General features: G+C 67.8%; 15 protein-coding genes. 10 read left to right on the forward strand and 5 right to left on the reverse strand.

Features of this window, described 5'->3' with window-relative positions; all coding sequences use genetic code 11:
- Positions 1-4 precede the first annotated feature (4 nt).
- Positions 5-1,798: a methionine--tRNA ligase gene (gene metG / locus DMH01_RS06435; protein WP_199745372.1), complete on the reverse strand. Its 1,794-nt coding sequence runs from the start codon at positions 1,796-1,798 to the stop codon at positions 5-7.
- Positions 1,799-1,860: 62 nt separating this feature from the next.
- Between metG and DMH01_RS06440 the strand changes: the two genes are divergently transcribed.
- The 5 genes from DMH01_RS06440 (at position 1,861) to DMH01_RS06460 (ending at position 6,400) form a co-directional block, all read left to right on the forward strand.
- Positions 1,861-2,454: a PadR family transcriptional regulator gene (locus DMH01_RS06440; RefSeq protein ID WP_125674137.1), complete on the forward strand. Its 594-nt coding sequence runs from the start codon at positions 1,861-1,863 to the stop codon at positions 2,452-2,454.
- Positions 2,455-2,541: 87 nt separating this feature from the next.
- The gene (locus DMH01_RS06445; RefSeq protein ID WP_125674138.1) at positions 2,542-3,552 is read left to right on the forward strand and encodes an ATP-binding cassette domain-containing protein; all 1,011 of its coding nucleotides are present in this window, start codon (positions 2,542-2,544) and stop codon (positions 3,550-3,552) included.
- Entirely contained in the window at positions 3,542-4,306 is a 765-nt protein-coding gene (locus DMH01_RS06450; RefSeq protein WP_125674139.1) for an ABC transporter permease, read from the forward strand. Before DMH01_RS06445 ends, DMH01_RS06450 begins: the two co-directional genes overlap by 11 nt.
- Before the next feature lie 86 nt (positions 4,307-4,392).
- Positions 4,393-5,013 carry a glycoside hydrolase family 25 protein gene (locus DMH01_RS06455; RefSeq protein ID WP_125674140.1) on the forward strand — a complete coding sequence of 207 codons (621 nt, stop codon included), beginning with the start codon at positions 4,393-4,395 and terminating at the stop codon, positions 5,011-5,013.
- Between the two features lie 109 nt (positions 5,014-5,122).
- Positions 5,123-6,400: an aminodeoxychorismate synthase component I gene (locus DMH01_RS06460; RefSeq protein ID WP_125674141.1), complete on the forward strand. Its 1,278-nt coding sequence runs from the start codon at positions 5,123-5,125 to the stop codon at positions 6,398-6,400.
- A 10-nt stretch (positions 6,401-6,410) separates the two neighbouring features.
- Here DMH01_RS06460 and DMH01_RS06465 read toward each other — a convergent pair whose 3' ends face one another.
- The gene (locus DMH01_RS06465) at positions 6,411-7,370 is read right to left on the reverse strand and encodes a zinc-binding dehydrogenase (protein ID WP_125674142.1); all 960 of its coding nucleotides are present in this window, start codon (positions 7,368-7,370) and stop codon (positions 6,411-6,413) included.
- A gap of 179 nt (positions 7,371-7,549) precedes the next feature.
- Between DMH01_RS06465 and DMH01_RS06470 the strand changes: the two genes are divergently transcribed.
- Entirely contained in the window at positions 7,550-8,026 is a 477-nt protein-coding gene (locus DMH01_RS06470) for a QsdR family transcriptional regulator (protein ID WP_233621434.1), read from the forward strand.
- Here the strand turns inward: DMH01_RS06470 and rsmI are convergent.
- Entirely contained in the window at positions 8,023-8,859 is an 837-nt protein-coding gene (gene rsmI, locus DMH01_RS06475; RefSeq protein WP_125674144.1) for a 16S rRNA (cytidine(1402)-2'-O)-methyltransferase, read from the reverse strand. The genes DMH01_RS06470 and rsmI overlap by 4 nt on opposite strands.
- Before the next feature lie 68 nt (positions 8,860-8,927).
- Between rsmI and DMH01_RS06480 the strand changes: the two genes are divergently transcribed.
- Complete coding sequence (locus tag DMH01_RS06480; RefSeq protein WP_125674145.1) at positions 8,928-10,499, forward strand: dolichyl-phosphate-mannose--protein mannosyltransferase; 1,572 nt, start codon at positions 8,928-8,930, stop codon at positions 10,497-10,499.
- An 84-nt stretch (positions 10,500-10,583) separates the two neighbouring features.
- Complete coding sequence (locus DMH01_RS06485; protein ID WP_125674146.1) at positions 10,584-11,627, forward strand: hypothetical protein; 1,044 nt, start codon at positions 10,584-10,586, stop codon at positions 11,625-11,627.
- Between the two features lie 36 nt (positions 11,628-11,663).
- On the opposite strand, the gene DMH01_RS06490 is transcribed toward DMH01_RS06485, so the two are convergent.
- On the reverse strand, positions 11,664-11,903 hold the full coding sequence (locus DMH01_RS06490; protein WP_233621415.1) for a hypothetical protein: 240 nt from the start codon (positions 11,901-11,903) through the stop codon (positions 11,664-11,666).
- A 10-nt stretch (positions 11,904-11,913) separates the two neighbouring features.
- Between DMH01_RS06490 and DMH01_RS06495 the strand changes: the two genes are divergently transcribed.
- Positions 11,914-12,255, forward strand: a complete 342-nt coding sequence (locus tag DMH01_RS06495) for a hypothetical protein (RefSeq protein ID WP_233621416.1) — start codon at positions 11,914-11,916, stop codon at positions 12,253-12,255.
- A gap of 80 nt (positions 12,256-12,335) precedes the next feature.
- Here DMH01_RS06495 and DMH01_RS06500 read toward each other — a convergent pair whose 3' ends face one another.
- Positions 12,336-14,105: a serine/threonine-protein kinase gene (locus DMH01_RS06500; RefSeq protein ID WP_125674147.1), complete on the reverse strand. Its 1,770-nt coding sequence runs from the start codon at positions 14,103-14,105 to the stop codon at positions 12,336-12,338.
- Positions 14,106-14,290: 185 nt separating this feature from the next.
- On the opposite strand from DMH01_RS06500, the gene DMH01_RS06505 reads away from it, so the two are divergent.
- On the forward strand, positions 14,291-16,162 hold the full coding sequence (locus DMH01_RS06505; RefSeq protein ID WP_125674148.1) for a propionyl-CoA synthetase: 1,872 nt from the start codon (positions 14,291-14,293) through the stop codon (positions 16,160-16,162).
- Positions 16,163-16,198 lie beyond the last annotated feature (36 nt).

Here is a 16,198-nt window from a genome sequence, read left to right on the forward strand (position 1 = left end):
CTGATCACTTGGAGATCGGGGCCCATTCGGGGCCGGTCTCGCCGAGTTCCGGGTCCAGCTTGGCGAACAGCGGAGTCGGCTTCTCCAGCGGCTTGCCGACCTCGATCGGCACGGACTTCCAGCGCGCCTGCTCGGCCTTGTAGTCCCCGGTGATGATGGGGTTGATCCGGCCGGGAATGTCGAGGTCCTCGACTTCCTGAAGCTCGGGCTGGGCCGCCCAGACGCCGGTGCCGCCGAGCGCCTCGTGCACCTTCTGCGCCGAGTGGGGCAGGAAGGGGGTCAGCAGCGTGTTGGCGTCCGAGACGACCTGCAGAGCGGTGTGCAGAACGCTGTCGCGCCGGGCCGGGTCGTCCTTGAGCTTCCAGGGCTCCTGGTCCGACAGGTACCGGTTCGCGGCGGTGACGACGCGCATGGCCTCGCTCGCCGCGGCCTTGAACCGTGACCGCTGCAAGTGGGCGCCGGCGGTGTCGAATGCCTTGCGCGAGAGCGCCTTGAGCTCCTCGTCGGCGGCCGTGGGCGCGTCGGGGCGCGGAATCGCGCCGACGTTCTTGTGGGCCATGGAGATGGACCGGTTGACGAGGTTGCCCCACTCGTTGGCCAGTTCGAAGTTGGTCCGGCGGACGAATTCGTCCCAGGTGAAGTCGGTGTCCTGGGTTTCGGGGCCCGCGACCGAGATGAAGTACCGCAGCGTGTCCGGGCCGAAATCGCGAAGGAAATCGTGGACGTAGATGACCGTGCCGCGCGAAGTCGAGAACTTCGAGCCGCTCATGGTGAGGAACTCGCTGGAAACGATCTCGTCGGGCAGGTGCAGCTTGCCGTACTTGCCCGCCTCGCCGCCTCGATCACCCTCGCCGTTGTGGCCGAAGAGCAGAGCGGGCCAGATCTGGGCGTGGAAGGTGATGTTGTCCTTGCCCATGAAGTAGTAGGAGCGGGCGTCCGGATTGTTCCACCACTCCTGCCAGGCGTCCGGGTTGCCGGAGCGACGCGCCCACTCGACGCTCGCCGAGAAGTAACCGATGACCGCGTCGAACCAGACGTAGAAGCGCTTGAGCGGCTGGTCGCGCCAGCCGTCCAGCGGGATCTTCACACCCCAGTCGAGGTCGCGGGTGATCGGCCGCGGCCGCATGTCGTCGATCAGGTTCTTCGTGAAGTTGAGGACGTTCGGACGCCAGTCGGTCTTGCTGGACAGCCACTTGCCCAGAGTGTCGACGAACGCCGTCAGGTCGAGGAAGTAGTGCTCGGTCTCGACGAACTTCGGCGTTTCGCCGTTGATCCGGGACTTCGGGTTGATCAGTTCGGCGGCGTCGAGCTGGTTGCCGCAGTTGTCGCACTGGTCGCCGCGGGCGCCGTCGTAGCCGCAGATCGGGCACGTGCCTTCGATGTACCGGTCGGGCAGGGTGCGGCCGGTCGAGGGGCTGATCGCGCCCCGGGTCGTCTTGGGGACGACATAGCCGTTGCGGTGCAGCGCGAGGAAGATCTGCTGCGTGACCTCGGCGTGGTTGCCCGTGGTGGTGCGGGTGAACAGGTCGTAGGTGAGGCCGAGCCCCTGCAGGTCCTGGCCGATCTGACGGGTGTACTTGTCGGCCGTCTGCTGGGAGGTCATGCCTTCTTTATCGGCCTGGACGGTGATCGGGGTGCCGTGTTCGTCGGTACCGGACACCATGAGCACCCGGTTGCCGGCCATTCGCTGGTAGCGGGAGAAGACGTCGGACGGGACGCCGAATCCGGACACGTGGCCGATGTGGCGGGGGCCGTTGGCGTAGGGCCAGGCCACCGCAGTCAACACTGGGGTGCTCATGCTTGTTTAGCCTACGGACGTCGTCCAAGGCATTGTTGTCCGGGAGAGGATCGGAGGCCTCGGTGTCCGCCACGCGTCTGCTGGTACTGGGTGTCGTGCGCATGTACGGGAAGGCACACGGCTACCAGGTCCGGCGCGAGCTTCTCTCATGGGCGGCCGACAAGTGGGGCAATGTCCAGCCGGGTTCGATCTATCACGCGCTGAAGAAGATGACCACCGAAGGCCTTCTGGAACAGGTCGAGGACGTCGAGACGGGCGGCGGGCCCGATCGCGTCGCGTACAGGCTGACCGAAGACGGCGAGACCGAGTTCGTCGTGCAACTCGGCAGGGCGTTGTCGAGCGACGACGCCACCGGGTACTCGCTGTCCGCGGCGGTCACGTTCATGCCGACCCTTCCCCGCGCGCAGGTACTGGCCCTGCTGAAACAGCAGCTGGCGAACATGGAAGCGCACGCCCAGTCGACCCATTACGCCCGCGAGCACGCTGTCGACCTGGGGAAACCGCCGCACGTGAGCGAGCTGTACCGCCTGTGGAGCGCGCACGCGGAAGCGAACGTCACCTGGATGCGGGATTTGATCGGCCGTCTCGAAGCCGGCGAGTACGTGATGGCGGGCGAAGGCGACGACGAAGCCGTGTTCGGCGCGCCACCCAAGTAATCAAATTTGACTACGGAACGACTCCTAAGGCACAGTGCGTCCTGCCACTAGTCAAACTTGACTAGTTGAGCACTGAGAGGAGTAGACATGATCAAGGCACGCGGTCTTGAGCGGCGTTTCCGCCGCAAGGGCCGCAATGGGGGTGAGGTCCACGCCGTCAAAGGCGTCGATCTCGACGTGTCGGCCGGGGAACTGGTCGGCTTCCTCGGACCGAACGGCGCGGGTAAGACCACGACCCTGCGCATGCTGACGACGCTGCTCAAGCCGACCGCCGGCGAGGCGACGGTCGGCGACTGCGACCTGCTCGCCGACCCGCTGGGGGTGCGTCGGCGAATCGGCTACGTCGCCCAGGGCGGCGGCACCGCGCCGGCGAGCAAGGTCATCGAGGAGATCGAATTCCAGGGCAGGCTGTACCGGATGAGCAAGGCGGACGCGCTCGCACGCGGGGCCGTCCTCTCCGAACAACTGGATCTCGCCGGGCTCGACCAGCGGACGACCGCGACCCTGTCGGGCGGCCAGCGCCGCCGTCTCGACATCGCGCTCGGGCTGATCCACTCGCCCGGTCTCGTCTTCCTCGACGAACCGTCGACCGGCCTCGACCCGCAGAGCCGGGCGAACCTCTGGGACCACATCCGGTGGCTGCGCGACGAGCAGGGTGTCACGGTCTTCCTGACCACGCACTACCTCGACGAGGCCGACGCGCTCTCGGATCGGCTGATCGTCATCGACGAGGGGAAGATCGTCGCCGAAGGCACGCCGGACTCGTTGAAGGCGAGGGTTTCCGGCGACAGCGTCGTCATCGGGGTCTCACCGGGATCCGCGGCCGAGACCGCGGAGGTCGCGGGCCGTCTCGAAGGGGCACACGAGCTGACCGTCACCGACGGCACCGTGCGGTTCCGGGTTCCACGCGGCGACACCGCGATGCCCGAGCTGCTTCGGGCGCTGGACGCGCGTGGCATCGCGATGGCGTCCATGCAGGTGCACCGGCCGACACTCGACGACGTCTTCCTGGCTCTGACGGGCAGGAGCCTGCGCGACGCCGAAGAGGGCGCGCCGGTCGACGCCGACACTGAGAAAGAGGCCACGCGTGTTGCATGACATTTGGTTGATCTTCCGTCGCGACATGCTCACGGCGTTGCGCAACCCGACGTGGCTGGCCATCGGCATCATGCAGCCGCTGCTCTACTTGTTCTTCTTCGGGCCGCTTCTGGTGAAAATGCTCAACGCGCAAGGGTTGTCCGATGTGGACGGCTGGATGATCTTCACGCCAGCGATCATCGCGCAGCTCGCGCTGTTCGGCGCCTCGTTCGTCGGGTTCGGGCTCCTCGCGGAGTACCACTCGGGCGTGGTGGAGCGGATGCGGGTCACACCGGTGAGCCGGGTGGCGTTGTTGCTGGGCAAGGTGCTCGCCAACGCGCTGCAGACCGTCGTCCAGGCCTTGCTCATCATCGCGCTGGCGTATCTGGTCTTCGACCTGAACGCGCCGTTCGGCGGCGTCGTGCTCAGCCTGGTGATCGTCTTCCTGATGTCGATCACCTTGGCATCGTGCTCGTACGCACTGGCGTTGACGCTCAAGAGCGAAGACACCTTCCCGGCTTTGCTCAACGCGGTTCTCCTGCCGCTGCTGCTGCTTTCCGGAATCCTGATCCCGATCACCGCGCACTCGGCGCCGGAGTGGCTGTACACGATTTCCCGCATCAATCCGTTCCGGCACGTGGTGGATGTCGAGCGGAACAGTTTCCGCGGTGACTTCTCGATGGACGCCTTGTTCACCGGGAGCGTCGTGGTGCTGGTCATGGCCGTTCTGGCCATCTGGTGGGGCTCACGGACGTTCCAACGCGAAAACGCCTGAGACACGCTGAACCGAAAGGTCACCTTGCGGCCGCTCCGCGGACGTAGGGTGACCTTTCGGTCGTACTGGGGCGAAATTCGAGGCAGGTGAGTTCGATCGATCCGGAAGGTGAGCACGGCGTCACCCTGTCCCACCGCGAGACGGTGACGGACTGGGCGGCGGTGCGTGGCGCCGACATCCGATTCGCTTCGGTCACCGTCACCGAAAACACCAACTGGCGGGACTCCGCGGCTGAACGCAATTTGACCGGCGCCCAGCACGCGGGCATCCACACCGGCGCACGGCACTACGCCCGTCCCGGTGCCGTGCACGACCAGGCCGACCATTTCGTGCGGACGGCGAGCGCGCTCGGCGCCTTCGCGCCCGGTTCGCTCGCGCCGGCGCTCGAAGTAGAGGCGCCCAGCGTCGACGACCGGTTCATCAAGGCGTGGATCAAGCACGTCCGGAACGCGGCGCGCGTCGAACGCGTGCTGGTGTACGCGGGGCTCGACTGCTGGACGAACCGCTTGCACCCGGACAAGTGGGCGGACAGCGAAGTGGTCCTGTGGCTGGTCAGGCACAACGAAATCCCGGGAAGACCGGGATGGTTCCACTCGCGATTGGGCCTGCATCAGCACGGTTTCGGTACCGGGTTGCCCGGTGTGGACGGACCGATCGCGCAGGACACCGTGGTCTACCCCTTCAAGCTCACGGATGTGCTTCTGTAGTGCCCACTGCGTGACGAGGGATGTGCAGGATGTCACCCCGTGGTCGCGGATCTCACTTTCCGGCCGACGCGGGTTGCCTTTCCGGCCGTCCGGGCGGTGACAATGTCGCGTGCGGTTGATGTGCCGGAGGCTGCGGACGGACGTCGGGCCCGAACGGGCGCTGGCGGTCCTCGGGCTACGCGCCGAAAAGCTCGGCCTCGCACCGCCCGCCGCGCTGTGCGGAGAGTGGTTCTCGTCGCGCGCGGTCATCGCACTCAACGCTTCCCTGACTCCTGTCCGGGACGTGGCGGAAGCGTTCGCGATCCCCACCCGGCTGCCTGACGTTCGCGACGCGATACCCGGGGCGGTCGGGGGCGGCTGGTTCGGTTACCTGGGTTATGACTTGACCGATCCATCGGGCCGTTTCGGCGCGCTTCCTCCGGCCGCGTGGGGCTGGGTCGATCGGGTGCTGCGGCTGGACACGGACGGTTCGTGGTGGTTCGAAGCCCTGGTTCCCGACGACGCCCCGGATCCGGTCGACGAGGTCGCCGCGGTGGAATCCGCCCTTGCCGAGGTTCCCGAAGCGACGGCTTGGAGTTCCGGCCCGTTGTCGCGCCCGCTTCCCTCCGAGCACTACGACGCGGTCAAAGCGTGTGTGCACGCGATCGAGGCCGGCGAGTTGTTCCAGGCGAACATCTGCGCTCGCTTCAGCGGAAAGTTCACCGGCGACCCGATCGCGTTGTTCGCCGAGGGCGCGCGTCGCCTGGGAGCACGCCGGGCGGCGTTCCTCAGCGGCGACTGGGGCTCAGTCGTGTCGTTCTCCCCCGAGCTTTTCCTTGCCAGGCGCGGGCGGCACGTCCGGTCGACGCCGATCAAGGGCACGCTGCCGCGGCGGAGCGCCGCGGACGCGCATCTCGCGCAGCGGCTGCGGGAATCCACCAAGGACGTCGCCGAGAACGTGATGATCACCGATCTCGTCCGCAACGATCTCGGGCGGGTGTGCGCCACCGGCACCGTACGGGTGCCCGAACTTCTCGCGGTCCGGCCCGCGCCGGGCGTCTGGCATCTGGAGTCCACTGTGGAGGGATCACTCGCCGACGGGATCGACGACGCGGCCTTGCTGGCGGCCACCTTCCCACCCGGCTCGGTGACTGGCGCGCCGAAGATCCGGGCGCTGGACCTGATCGCCGAATTGGAACCGGCCGCGCGTGGTGTCTACACAGGCGCGATCGGACTCGCTTCGCCGATCGCCGGGCTGGAACTGAACGTCGCGATCAGAACCTTCGAAATCCACAAAGGCACGATCGCGCTGGGAGTCGGCGGCGGGATCACCGCCGACTCCGACAGCGAAGCGGAATGGCAGGAATGCCTGCACAAGTCCGCTCCGCTGGAGCGCCTGCTCGACTGACTACTCGGTACTACTTGGCAGGGTCCAGCAGGAGCTTGCCCATCGTGCCGCGCGACCGCAGGGCCTCGTGGGCGGCGCGCGCGTCGGACAGCGCGTACTCGCCGCCGGCGATAGCGCGGACCTGGCCGGCGAGAGCCAGCTCGAAAAGCTCGTCGAGCGCGCGCCCGAAGAGGTTGCCAGGGAGCTTGAAGGCGTGCGGCAGCCACATCCCGGAAACGGTGGTGCTGTGCCCGAGAAGGTTGCGGGCTTCGATCGGCTTCGGGTTCTCGCGGCTGGCCATGCCGTAGAACGCGAGGCGGCCGAACGGCGCGAGGGCCGCGATGCTCTGGTCCGTGACCCTGCCGCCGGTCATGTCGAGCACGATGTCGACGCGCTTGCCGCCGTTCGCCTCACGAAGGGCGTCCGTCATGTTCTCGGCGCGCGAATCGATGGCGACGTCGGCGCCGAGTTCGAGGGCGAGGGCACGCTTCTCGTCGCTGCTGGCGGTGGCGATGACCCGGCCCGCTCCCCAGGCTTTCGCCAGCTGCACGGCGATGGAACCCACCCCGCCCGCCGCCGCGTGCACGACGACGGATTCGCCGGGTTCGAGGTGAGCGCTCTTGCGCAGCAGAAGCGAGGCGGTGGTGCCCTGGACGATGAAGGAGAGCGCGGTCAGATCGTCGACGCCGTCCGGCACGCCGAAACTGGTGACCTCGTCGGCCACCGCTCGCTCGGCATAGCCGCCGCCACCGTTGAGCAACGCGACGACCCGCTTGCCGTCCGCGGTGCGGCCGACGATCTCACCGCCGGGGACGAGCGGCAGCTTGCTCGGGGCGAGGTACGAGTTCTCGGCCTGGTGCGTGTCGGCGTAGTTGATACCGATCCGGTCGACCTCGACCAGCTGCTGACCTGGGCCCGGAACGGGATCGGGGAGGTCGACGAGGTTGAGCACCTCGGGTCCGCCGAACTCGGTCACCTGTACTGCGCGCATCCGCATCCTCCTCGTCGAGAGGTAAGACATTCTTACATATGTCTCATCGGTGAGACATGCCGTGATATGTTTCACTCATCGAAACCGCACTCGAACGCCAGCTGACCTCGCCGCGCCCGGACGCCCTGCGCGCGTTCACGATCGCGCGCGCCCGGTTTCTGGAGGGGCGCCGGGTGGACATGGGTGAACTCGCCGGTGAGCTGGGGATCAGCCGGGCCACTTTGCACCGATGGGTCGGCGGCCGGGACCAACTGCTCGGCGAGATCCTGTGGTCGATGACCGTCGAGGTCTTCGAAGCGCGCGCTTCCGGCAAGCTCGGCCGCGGCGCGGAAGGGATCGCGGACCTAGTCGGCACCTTCGTCCGGACCGTGAACGGCTCGAAACCGTTCCGTGAGTTCCTGCGCAACGAGCCCGAGCGGGCGCTGCGGATCCTGACCACGAAGGCCAGCGTGGTGCAGAGTCGCGCGATCGCGAAAACGCGCGAGTTCCTCGACGAGGAGGTCGCGGCCGGGCGGCTCACCCCGCCGCTGCCGGTCGAGGACCTCGCCTACCTGCTGGTGCGGATCGGCGAGTCCTTCATCTATACGGACGTCATCACCGGCGCGGAGCCTGATGCCGCGAAGGCGCACGCGGCCGTGACGGCCTTGCTGTCCTAGCTCTTACGGGACGCGAGCACGGCGTCGTAAAGCTCCTTCTTCGACACACCGGTCGCTTCGGCGACCTCGGCGGCGGCGGATTTGAGGCGTTCACCGGCCGCGACCCGCGACGAGACTTCCGAGACCAGGTCCTCGACGCTCACCGAACGCGGCGGCGCACCCGAGAGCACGACGGTGATCTCGCCCTTGACCCCATCGGCGGCCCAGGCCGCCAGCTCCGGCAGATTGCCGCGTTTGACCTCTTCGTAGGTTTTGGTCAGTTCACGGCAGACGGCGGCGCGACGGTCGGGCCCCAGGACCTCGGCGGCGTCGGCGAGCGTGCTCGCGAGACGGTGCGGAGATTCGAAGAACACGGCCGTCCGGGGCTCGTCCTTCAGCGAACCGAGCCATTTCGCGCGTTCGCCGGGCTTGCGCGGAGCGAATCCTTCGAAACAGAAACGGTCGCAAGGCAGGCCGGACAGCGCGAGTGCCGTGGTCACCGCCGACGGACCGGGCAGGCAGGTCACCGGCACCTCCGCCTCGACGCAGGCCGCGACCAGGCGGAATCCGGGATCCGAAACACTCGGCATGCCGGCGTCGGTCACCAGGACCACCGTTTCGCCCGATTGGAGCGATTCGAGCAGTTTCGGCAGACGAGCCGTCTCGACGTCCTCGTAGAAACTGACGACGCGCCCGACCGGCGAGACGTCGAGAGCCGCGGTGAGGGAGCGCAGGCGCCGGGTGTCTTCGGCGGCGATCACGTCGGCCGTCGCGAGCGCTTCGGACAGGCGCGGCGAAGCGTCACGGACGTCTCCGAGCGGGGTGGCTGCCAGCACGAGGCGTCCTTCGGTCATTCCCGAAGGTTAACCGGTTCGCAGATCCGGACACCGAGTTCACTCTTCCGCCCGTAGGATCATGCCCCGTGACCGCACTGCTGACCCGGGACAATGAGAGCGTGCGGCCGGATCCGGTCGACGCGCTCAGGCCACCGAGTGACCGGGAGGCCACCCTCCTCGGTCGCGGCATGCCGACCGATCGCCTGCGCGGCTGGATCGTCACGCTGGTGCTGACGCTCATCGGCGGCATCGTCCGGATCCAGAACCTGGGAACGCCCACGGACAAGGGCACACCCGTCTTCGACGAGAAGCACTACGTGCCCCAGGCGTGGCAGATGCTGCGCAACGGCGGTTACGAGGACAACTACGGCTACGAGCTGATCGTCCACCCGCCGCTGGCGAAGCATCTCATCGCGATCGGCGAATGGCTGTTCGGCTACAACGCCTGGGGCTGGCGGATCATGCCCGCGCTGGCGGGCACGCTGATCGTGTTCCTCACGATCAGGATCGCCCGGCGCCTCACCCGCTCGACCCTGCTCGGCGCGGTCGCGGGGATCCTGGTGATCAGCGACGGCGTCCTTCACCTGCAGTCCCGCATGGGGATGCTCGACATCTTCATCGCGTTGTTCGTCCTCGCCGCGTTCGCCTGCGTGCTCTGCGACCGCGACCAGGTGCGGCAGCGGCTCGCCGTGGCCGTCCGCGAAGGCTGGATCGACGAGTCCCGGTTCGGCCCGAAGCTGGGCTTCCGGTGGTGGCGGTTCGCCGGCGGCCTGATGATCGGGCTGACCTTCGGCGTCAAGTGGTCGGCGCTCTACTACATCGCCGCGTTCGGCCTGCTCACCGTTTTCTTCGACGTCGCCGCCCGGCGGGCCGCCGGGGTGCAGCGGCCTTGGGTCGGCACACTGCGCCGCGACGTGCTGCCCGCGCTGTGGGCGATCGTCGTCATCCCGATCCTGGTGTACCTCGCCTGCTACTGGGCCTGGTTCGCGAGCGAGACCGCGACCGACCGCAACTACGTGGCGATCAAGGACATCGATCCCGGTTTCTGGGCCTGGATGCCGCCCGCGCTGCGGTCGCTCGGCGACTACACGATGAACGTCCTCGACTTCCACGCGAACCTGGTGACACCCAAGGACAAACCGCATCCGTGGGAGTCGAAGCCGTGGACCTGGCCGATGGGCCTGCGGCCGATGCTCTACGCGTACGCGGGCGGCACCGACGCGACCGGCTGCGGCGAGTCGACCTGTGTGCGGGCGACGATGCTGATCGGCACGCCCGCCATGTGGTGGCTGGCCCTGCCGATGCTCGGCTGGAGCGTGTGGCGGTCGGTCTTCCGCGCGGACTGGCGCTACGCGGCCGTGCTCGTCGGTTACCTGGCCGGGTTCCTGCCGTGGTTCACCAACCTCGACCGCCAGATGTACTACTTCTACGCGACGCCGCTGGCGCCGTTCCTGGTACTCGGGTTGACGCTGATCCTCGGGCAGATCCTGGGCAGCGCGAAACGCGGTTTCGAACGACGGGGCACCGGCATGCTCGTCGTCGCGCTCTACGTGGGTCTCGTCGTGGCCAATTTCGCCTGGTTGTGGCCGATTCTCAACGGCAACGCGATCACCAACGACCACTGGAACGCCGAGTTGTGGCTACCGTCCTGGAAGTGACCACGACCGGTTGAGCGAAGACCCAGCGAGGCGTCCGGAAGCGACTTAGACTCCCGTCCGAATTGAGGATTTCTGGGGGTCGTCATGTCTCGTTGGCCGGTTTTCGTGGCCGTCGCCTTGCTGCTCACCGGGTGTTCCAGCGCCATCGACGGAAAGGCTTTCCGCGAGGGATCGGCACCGGGTGCGAGCGACGCGAAGTACCCGCGGTACGAGCCGCCCGCCGACGGGTCGGGTTTCAGCGATCAGGTACTCGACCAGCCGCTGGCCCTGCCCGCCGAACGCGGTGAGGCGGGTTGCGACTGGCTCGAGTCGATCAAGCCGGATCTTCAGCCGTTGGGCCTTGTGAGCACCAAAGGGGTGCTCAGCGGCTGTCAGTTCGAGTTCCCGAACAACAAGGGCGCGCAGGTGCACGCCTACAGCCCGTACAGCTGGATCACGCAGGACTCGGCACTGATGGAGCCGGTGGAGATCGCCGGGATCAAGGGGCGGACCTACGCCTTCGACCCGGAACCGGTGACGTTCTGCTCGGTCAACATGGACGTCCGCGCCTACGCCTCGATCGCTGTCGACGCCTATGACGTCGACAGCGATGAAGCGGGCACTCGCGCCGAGCACTGCGAGCTGGCGAAGAAGGTCGCCGAAGTGGTGCTGAAGAAGTTCGTCCCGCTCGCCGGTGGCAAACCGGCGCCGGGCACCGTTCAGGAACCGGCCGCCGACGCACTGAAGAACGCGGACATCTGCGAAGTCGTCAAGTTCACTCATACGAACTACGCCGGAGTCAACGCGGGCCGCGAAGGCGCTCAGAAAGGCGAAGGGCCGCTCGGGCCGACGTGCACTCACGAAGTCCCGTACGCCAAGGCGGTCGGGATGTACACGAACGGCACAGGCGGTCTCGAAGCCGTGCCGCCCAAAGCGGGCGCGGAGGTGCGGAATGGCCAGTTCGGCACCTTGAAGGCCAGGTTCGAGCAGACCGCGGAGTCCTGCGCCCTGAGCGTCCAGCTGAGCAACGGCCAGGTCGTGCAAGTCGACTTCGTGGGCAAGAAGAAGGAAGCGATGCCGCGGACCTGTGTCTCCGCTCAGCTCATCTTGTCCGTGTCGATGCTGGGCCTGATCACGGGCGACTCCTGATTTCCCGATTCAAGTGTGACACTTGGTCGATAGTTGTTACTCTCCCCTGGTCAGCAGCAGTCTTACAGGGGGCATCATGACGATACGTCCGCTCGGAGCGGCCTGCGCGGCCGCGGCGTTGTTCTTGATCGCGGGGTGTGAGGAACAGACGCCGGGGACCGCGGCGCCGCAGTCTTCGGCCGTTCCGAGCACCTCGGAGGCACCGGCCGGCAGCACCGCACAGCCCAGTTCGTCGAAACCTTCGGCGATCGCCTCCGAGGTGACCAAACCCGCCACCGGAGGCGCGGTGGCGCACACGCCAGACGGAGCCGCCGACGTGATGGAGGAGTATCACCACGCTCTGGGCGACAAGGACCTCGACACCGTTTGCCGGATCACCGCGCCGGCGTTCGACGGCGGGATGAAGGAATGCCGCAGCCTCACCCCGATGCAGTTCGGGATGCTCTCGGCCGACGACGTCAAGAAGCTGAAGTCCACACGCGTCGACCGGGCGAAACTGCAGAGCAAGGGACCGGACAAGGTCCTCGTGCCGCCGGGCGCGATCAGCCCGCAGATCGCCATGATGGCCGCCCAGCCCAAGACGTTCACCATGGCCTGGCGCGGCGGGACCTGGGTCATCATCGACTGAAAGAGAGCAAGGGACCTTTGCTGTCGTTGGTTAGCACGCTAACTAACGTGAGCAAAGGTCCCTTGCTCTCTTTTCGCAGGTCAGCGTGGGTGACGCTGGGGCTGCGCCTGCTGGTGGGGCTGCGGTTGCGACTGCGGAGGGCGGCGCGGCACGATCTGTGTCACCGGGCCGTCCGGCGACTTGCCCGCGCGGGCGAGCCAGCCTTCGACGTCGCGCCGCACGGCGGTGAGCGTCGGACGGCGGCGGGGTTCCTGGTCGAGCGACGCGATGAGGATCCGGGCGTGCGCGCTGCGGTTCGGCAGCTTCGACACCGGTTCGGCGCGGGCGGCGGCCATCAGCGCGGCCATCGGGGTCTCCCGGGTGCCGCGCGGCGGCTGGCCCGAGAGCGCGTAGCTGACCGTCGCGGCGAGCTGCCAAGCGTCCGAAGCCGGGCTGGCCGGTGAGCCCATCGCCTGCTCGGGAGCGACGAAGTCCGGCGTGCCGATCATCATCCCGGTCGCGGTCATCTTCGAGTCGCCCTGGCTGCGGGCGATGCCGAAGTCGATGAGGTGGGCGAGCCCGTTGCGGTCGAGGATGATGTTCGACGGCTTGAGGTCCCGGTGCAGCACACCCTTCTCGTGCGCCGCGGCGAGCGCGCCCGCCATGGTCGACCAGAGCCGTCCGGCGGCGATGTCGTCGAGCGGGCCCTGCGAGTCGACGATCTCGGCCAGCGAGCGCCCCTCGAGGTACTCCATGACCAGCGCGAGCCCGTCGGGTTCCTCGACGAGGTCGTACACCTTCACGCAGTTGGGGTGGTTCACCACGGCCAGCGCCCTGGCCTCGCGCTGCATGCGCTCTTCGGTGTCCCGGTCCGGCGCGTGCGCGATCTTCAGCGCGACCGTGCGGTTGAGCTGTGTGTCGACCGCTTCCCACACGGTGCCGAAGCCACCGTGGCCGAGCCGCCGGACGCGCTTGTAGCGGCCGCCGCCGGAGTTGCGGGAACCCGGGGGCGCCGGGACCGGGCCGGGAACCGCGGCCAGCGCGGGCGGTTCGGGTGCCTGTGCCAGCGCGGTCGCCGGGTACTGCTTGGCGGGCGGGGGCGGCAGTTGCGGCTGCGGTTTCGGGGCGGGCGGCTCCGGGCGGTACGGCTCGATCTTCTGCCGGGGCTGCGGGTCGGGCCGGTTGATCACCGACCACGGCGGCGGGCCGACGAGCGCGACCGGGATCAGGCCCAGCACGCTGAACGGCAGGAAACCGAGCCAGAAGTGCACGGCCGTGTTCGCGCCCATGCCGACGCTCGCCAGCACCATCAGCACGAACGGGATCCAGAAGAACCGCGAAGGCCACTTCGGGCCGCGACGGAAGGCGGTGCGTGCCTGCAGCATCACGAACAGCAGCGACAGCGCCGGCAACCCGACCAGCAGGATCAGGTAGAAGATGTAACTGAGCTGCATCCCGTTCGGGTAGAACAGGACCTCGTACACGTTCTGGCCGCGGCCGAGGTACTCGCTCTGCTTCCCGATCAGCGGGCTGTAGTCGGCGTTGAAGGTCGCCAGGTCGCTGCCGGAGAAGCCGGACTTACCGCCCGATTTGGACGCGGCCTCCTGGTACGTCTGCGAAACCCCGGTGGCCAGCAGCCACGGCAGCAGGAAGACGGCGACGACGCCGATCCCGCCGAAGATGGACAGGGTCACCACGTCGTAGCGGTTGCCGGTGCCTTTGCGGATGATCGCGACGACCATCGCTCCCAGTGCGGGCAGCAGCGCGACCAGCGCTCCCGCGGTGCTCGTCGCCCACACCCAGTCCCCAGGCCAGATCCCTGGTCCGAACAGGCTGTGCGCGAACGAAAGCAGCGCGCTCGCTAGTCCCATGGACCCTGCTCCCCTCGCTCGTCGAGGCCGTTTCCGGCGGTTTTCCCCCTAGTCCAGCTTAGGACGCTCCATGCCCGCACAGGGTTGCCGGGTTGTCGCGGGCGTCTCCCCGCCGTTACCACCGGGCATCGGCCCGGCCGGAAGTCCATGATGGGGTCCGGTACCCGAACGCGAAGGAGTATTCGATGCACGCCGAGTCGTACCAGCGGAGCCTCGAAGACCCGGAGGGTTTCTGGCTCGAAGCCGCGCAGGCGATCGACTGGACCCGTCAGCCGACGCGGGCGCTGGACGCGTCGAAAGCTCCGTTCTACCGCTGGTTCCCGGACGGGGAGCTGAACACCGCGTTCAACGCGCTCGACCGGCACGTGCGGGACGGCCGCGGCGAGCAGACCGCGCTGATCTGGGATTCTCCCGTCACCGATTCGGTACGCCGGTTCACCTACACGGAACTGCTGGACGAAGTCGCGCGTTTCGCCGGCGCGCTCGCGTCGCTCGGCGTCGGGAAGGGCGACCGCGTCATCGTGTACATGCCGATGGTTCCCGAGGCCGCGGTCGCGATGCTGGCGTGCGCCCGGCTAGGCGCGGTGCACTCGGTGGTGTTCGGCGGCTTCGCGCCCAAGGAGCTCGCGGCGCGGATCGAGGACGCGAAACCCAAGGTCATCGTGGCCGCCTCGTGCGGGATCGAGCCGACGCGGGTCGTCGAGTACAAGCCGATCATCGACGAGGCGCTCGCGGGCACCGTCCATCAGCCGGACAAGGTCGTGGTGCTGCAGCGGGAGCGTGCTCGCGCCGAGATGGGAGAGCGCGACGCGGACTGGGCCGAACTCGTCGCGAAGGCCTCCCCCGCCGATCCGGTGCCGGTCGCGGCCACCGATCCGCTGTACATCCTGTACACCTCCGGCACGACGGGGAAGCCGAAAGGCGTCGTGCGCGACACCGGCGGGCACGCGGTCGCGCTGGCCTGGTCGATGGGCGCGATCTACGACATCCGGCCCGGTGACGCCTGGTGGACGGCGTCCGACGTCGGCTGGGTCGTCGGCCATTCCTACATCGTGTACGCGCCGCTCCTCATCGGGGCGACCACGGTCATGTACGAGGGCAAGCCGGTCGGAACCCCGGACGCGGGCGCGTTCTGGCGAGTCATCGCCGACCACGGGGTGAAGGCGTTGTTCACCGCGCCGACGGCGTTGCGGGCGATCAAGAAGGTCGATCCGGACGGAGGCGAAATCGGAAAATACCAGCTCGGCGGGTTCAAGACGTTGTTCATGGCCGGGGAACGGCTCGATCCGGAGACCTACCACTGGGCCCACGGCAAACTCGGGGTGCCGGTGATCGATCACTGGTGGCAGACCGAGACCGGCTGGCCGATCGCGGCGAATCCGCGCGGGCTGGAACCGATGCCGGTCAAACCCGGTTCCGCGACGAAACCGGTCCCGGGCTGGGACGTGCGGATCCTGGACCAGGCCGGCGACCCGCTCCCCGCCGGACGGGAGGGCGCCATCGCCATCAAACTGCCGCTCCCACCGGGTTCATTGCCGACGTTGTGGCAGGACGACGAGCGGTATCGCGAGGCATACCTTTCGCGGTACGAAGGCCACTACCTGACGGGTGACTCCGGGTACGTCGACGAAGACGGCTATCTGTTCGTCATGGGCCGCACCGACGACGTCATCAACGTCGCGGGCCACCGTCTTTCGACGGGTTCGATGGAGGCCGTGCTGGCGTCGCACCCCGCTGTCGCCGAATGCGCGGTGATCGGTGTCCGGGACCAGCTGAAGGGGCAGCTTCCGCGCGGTTTCGTGGTGCTGAAATCGGGCACCGACGTCGACCCGGAAACACTCAAGGCCGAGTTGGTCGCACTGGTGCGGCGCGACATCGGGCCGGTCGCCGCGTTCCGCGACGTGTCCATTGTGGACGCGTTGCCGAAGACACGGTCCGGGAAGATCCTGCGCAAGACCATGCGCGGGATCGCCGACGGCCGCGACGAGCAGGTGCCTTCGACGGTCGAAGACGCGAGCGTTCTCGATGCCCTGAAAGCGGTTCTGCGCGGCGAGTGACCGGTGATCGGTACGGCGTACTGGTCCGATCGGGTG

Source organism: Amycolatopsis sp. WAC 04182 (assembly GCF_003947465.1).
GTDB lineage: Bacteria > Actinomycetota > Actinomycetes > Mycobacteriales > Pseudonocardiaceae > Amycolatopsis.

Coding starts and splice junctions, on each gene's coding strand:
- DMH01_RS06445 (WP_125674138.1), top strand. CDS start 2,542: ATGATCAAGGCACGCGGTCTTGAGCGGCGTTTCCGCCGCAAGGGCCGC.
- DMH01_RS06500 (WP_125674147.1), bottom strand. CDS start 14,105: ATGGGACTAGCGAGCGCGCTGCTTTCGTTCGCGCACAGCCTGTTCGGA.
- DMH01_RS06505 (WP_125674148.1), top strand. CDS start 14,291: ATGCACGCCGAGTCGTACCAGCGGAGCCTCGAAGACCCGGAGGGTTTC.
- DMH01_RS06465 (WP_125674142.1), bottom strand. CDS start 7,370: ATGCGCGCAGTACAGGTGACCGAGTTCGGCGGACCCGAGGTGCTCAAC.
- metG (WP_199745372.1), bottom strand. CDS start 1,798: ATGAGCACCCCAGTGTTGACTGCGGTGGCCTGGCCCTACGCCAACGGC.
- rsmI (WP_125674144.1), bottom strand. CDS start 8,859: ATGACCGAAGGACGCCTCGTGCTGGCAGCCACCCCGCTCGGAGACGTC.
- DMH01_RS06470 (WP_233621434.1), top strand. CDS start 7,550: ATGGGTGAACTCGCCGGTGAGCTGGGGATCAGCCGGGCCACTTTGCAC.
- DMH01_RS06485 (WP_125674146.1), top strand. CDS start 10,584: ATGTCTCGTTGGCCGGTTTTCGTGGCCGTCGCCTTGCTGCTCACCGGG.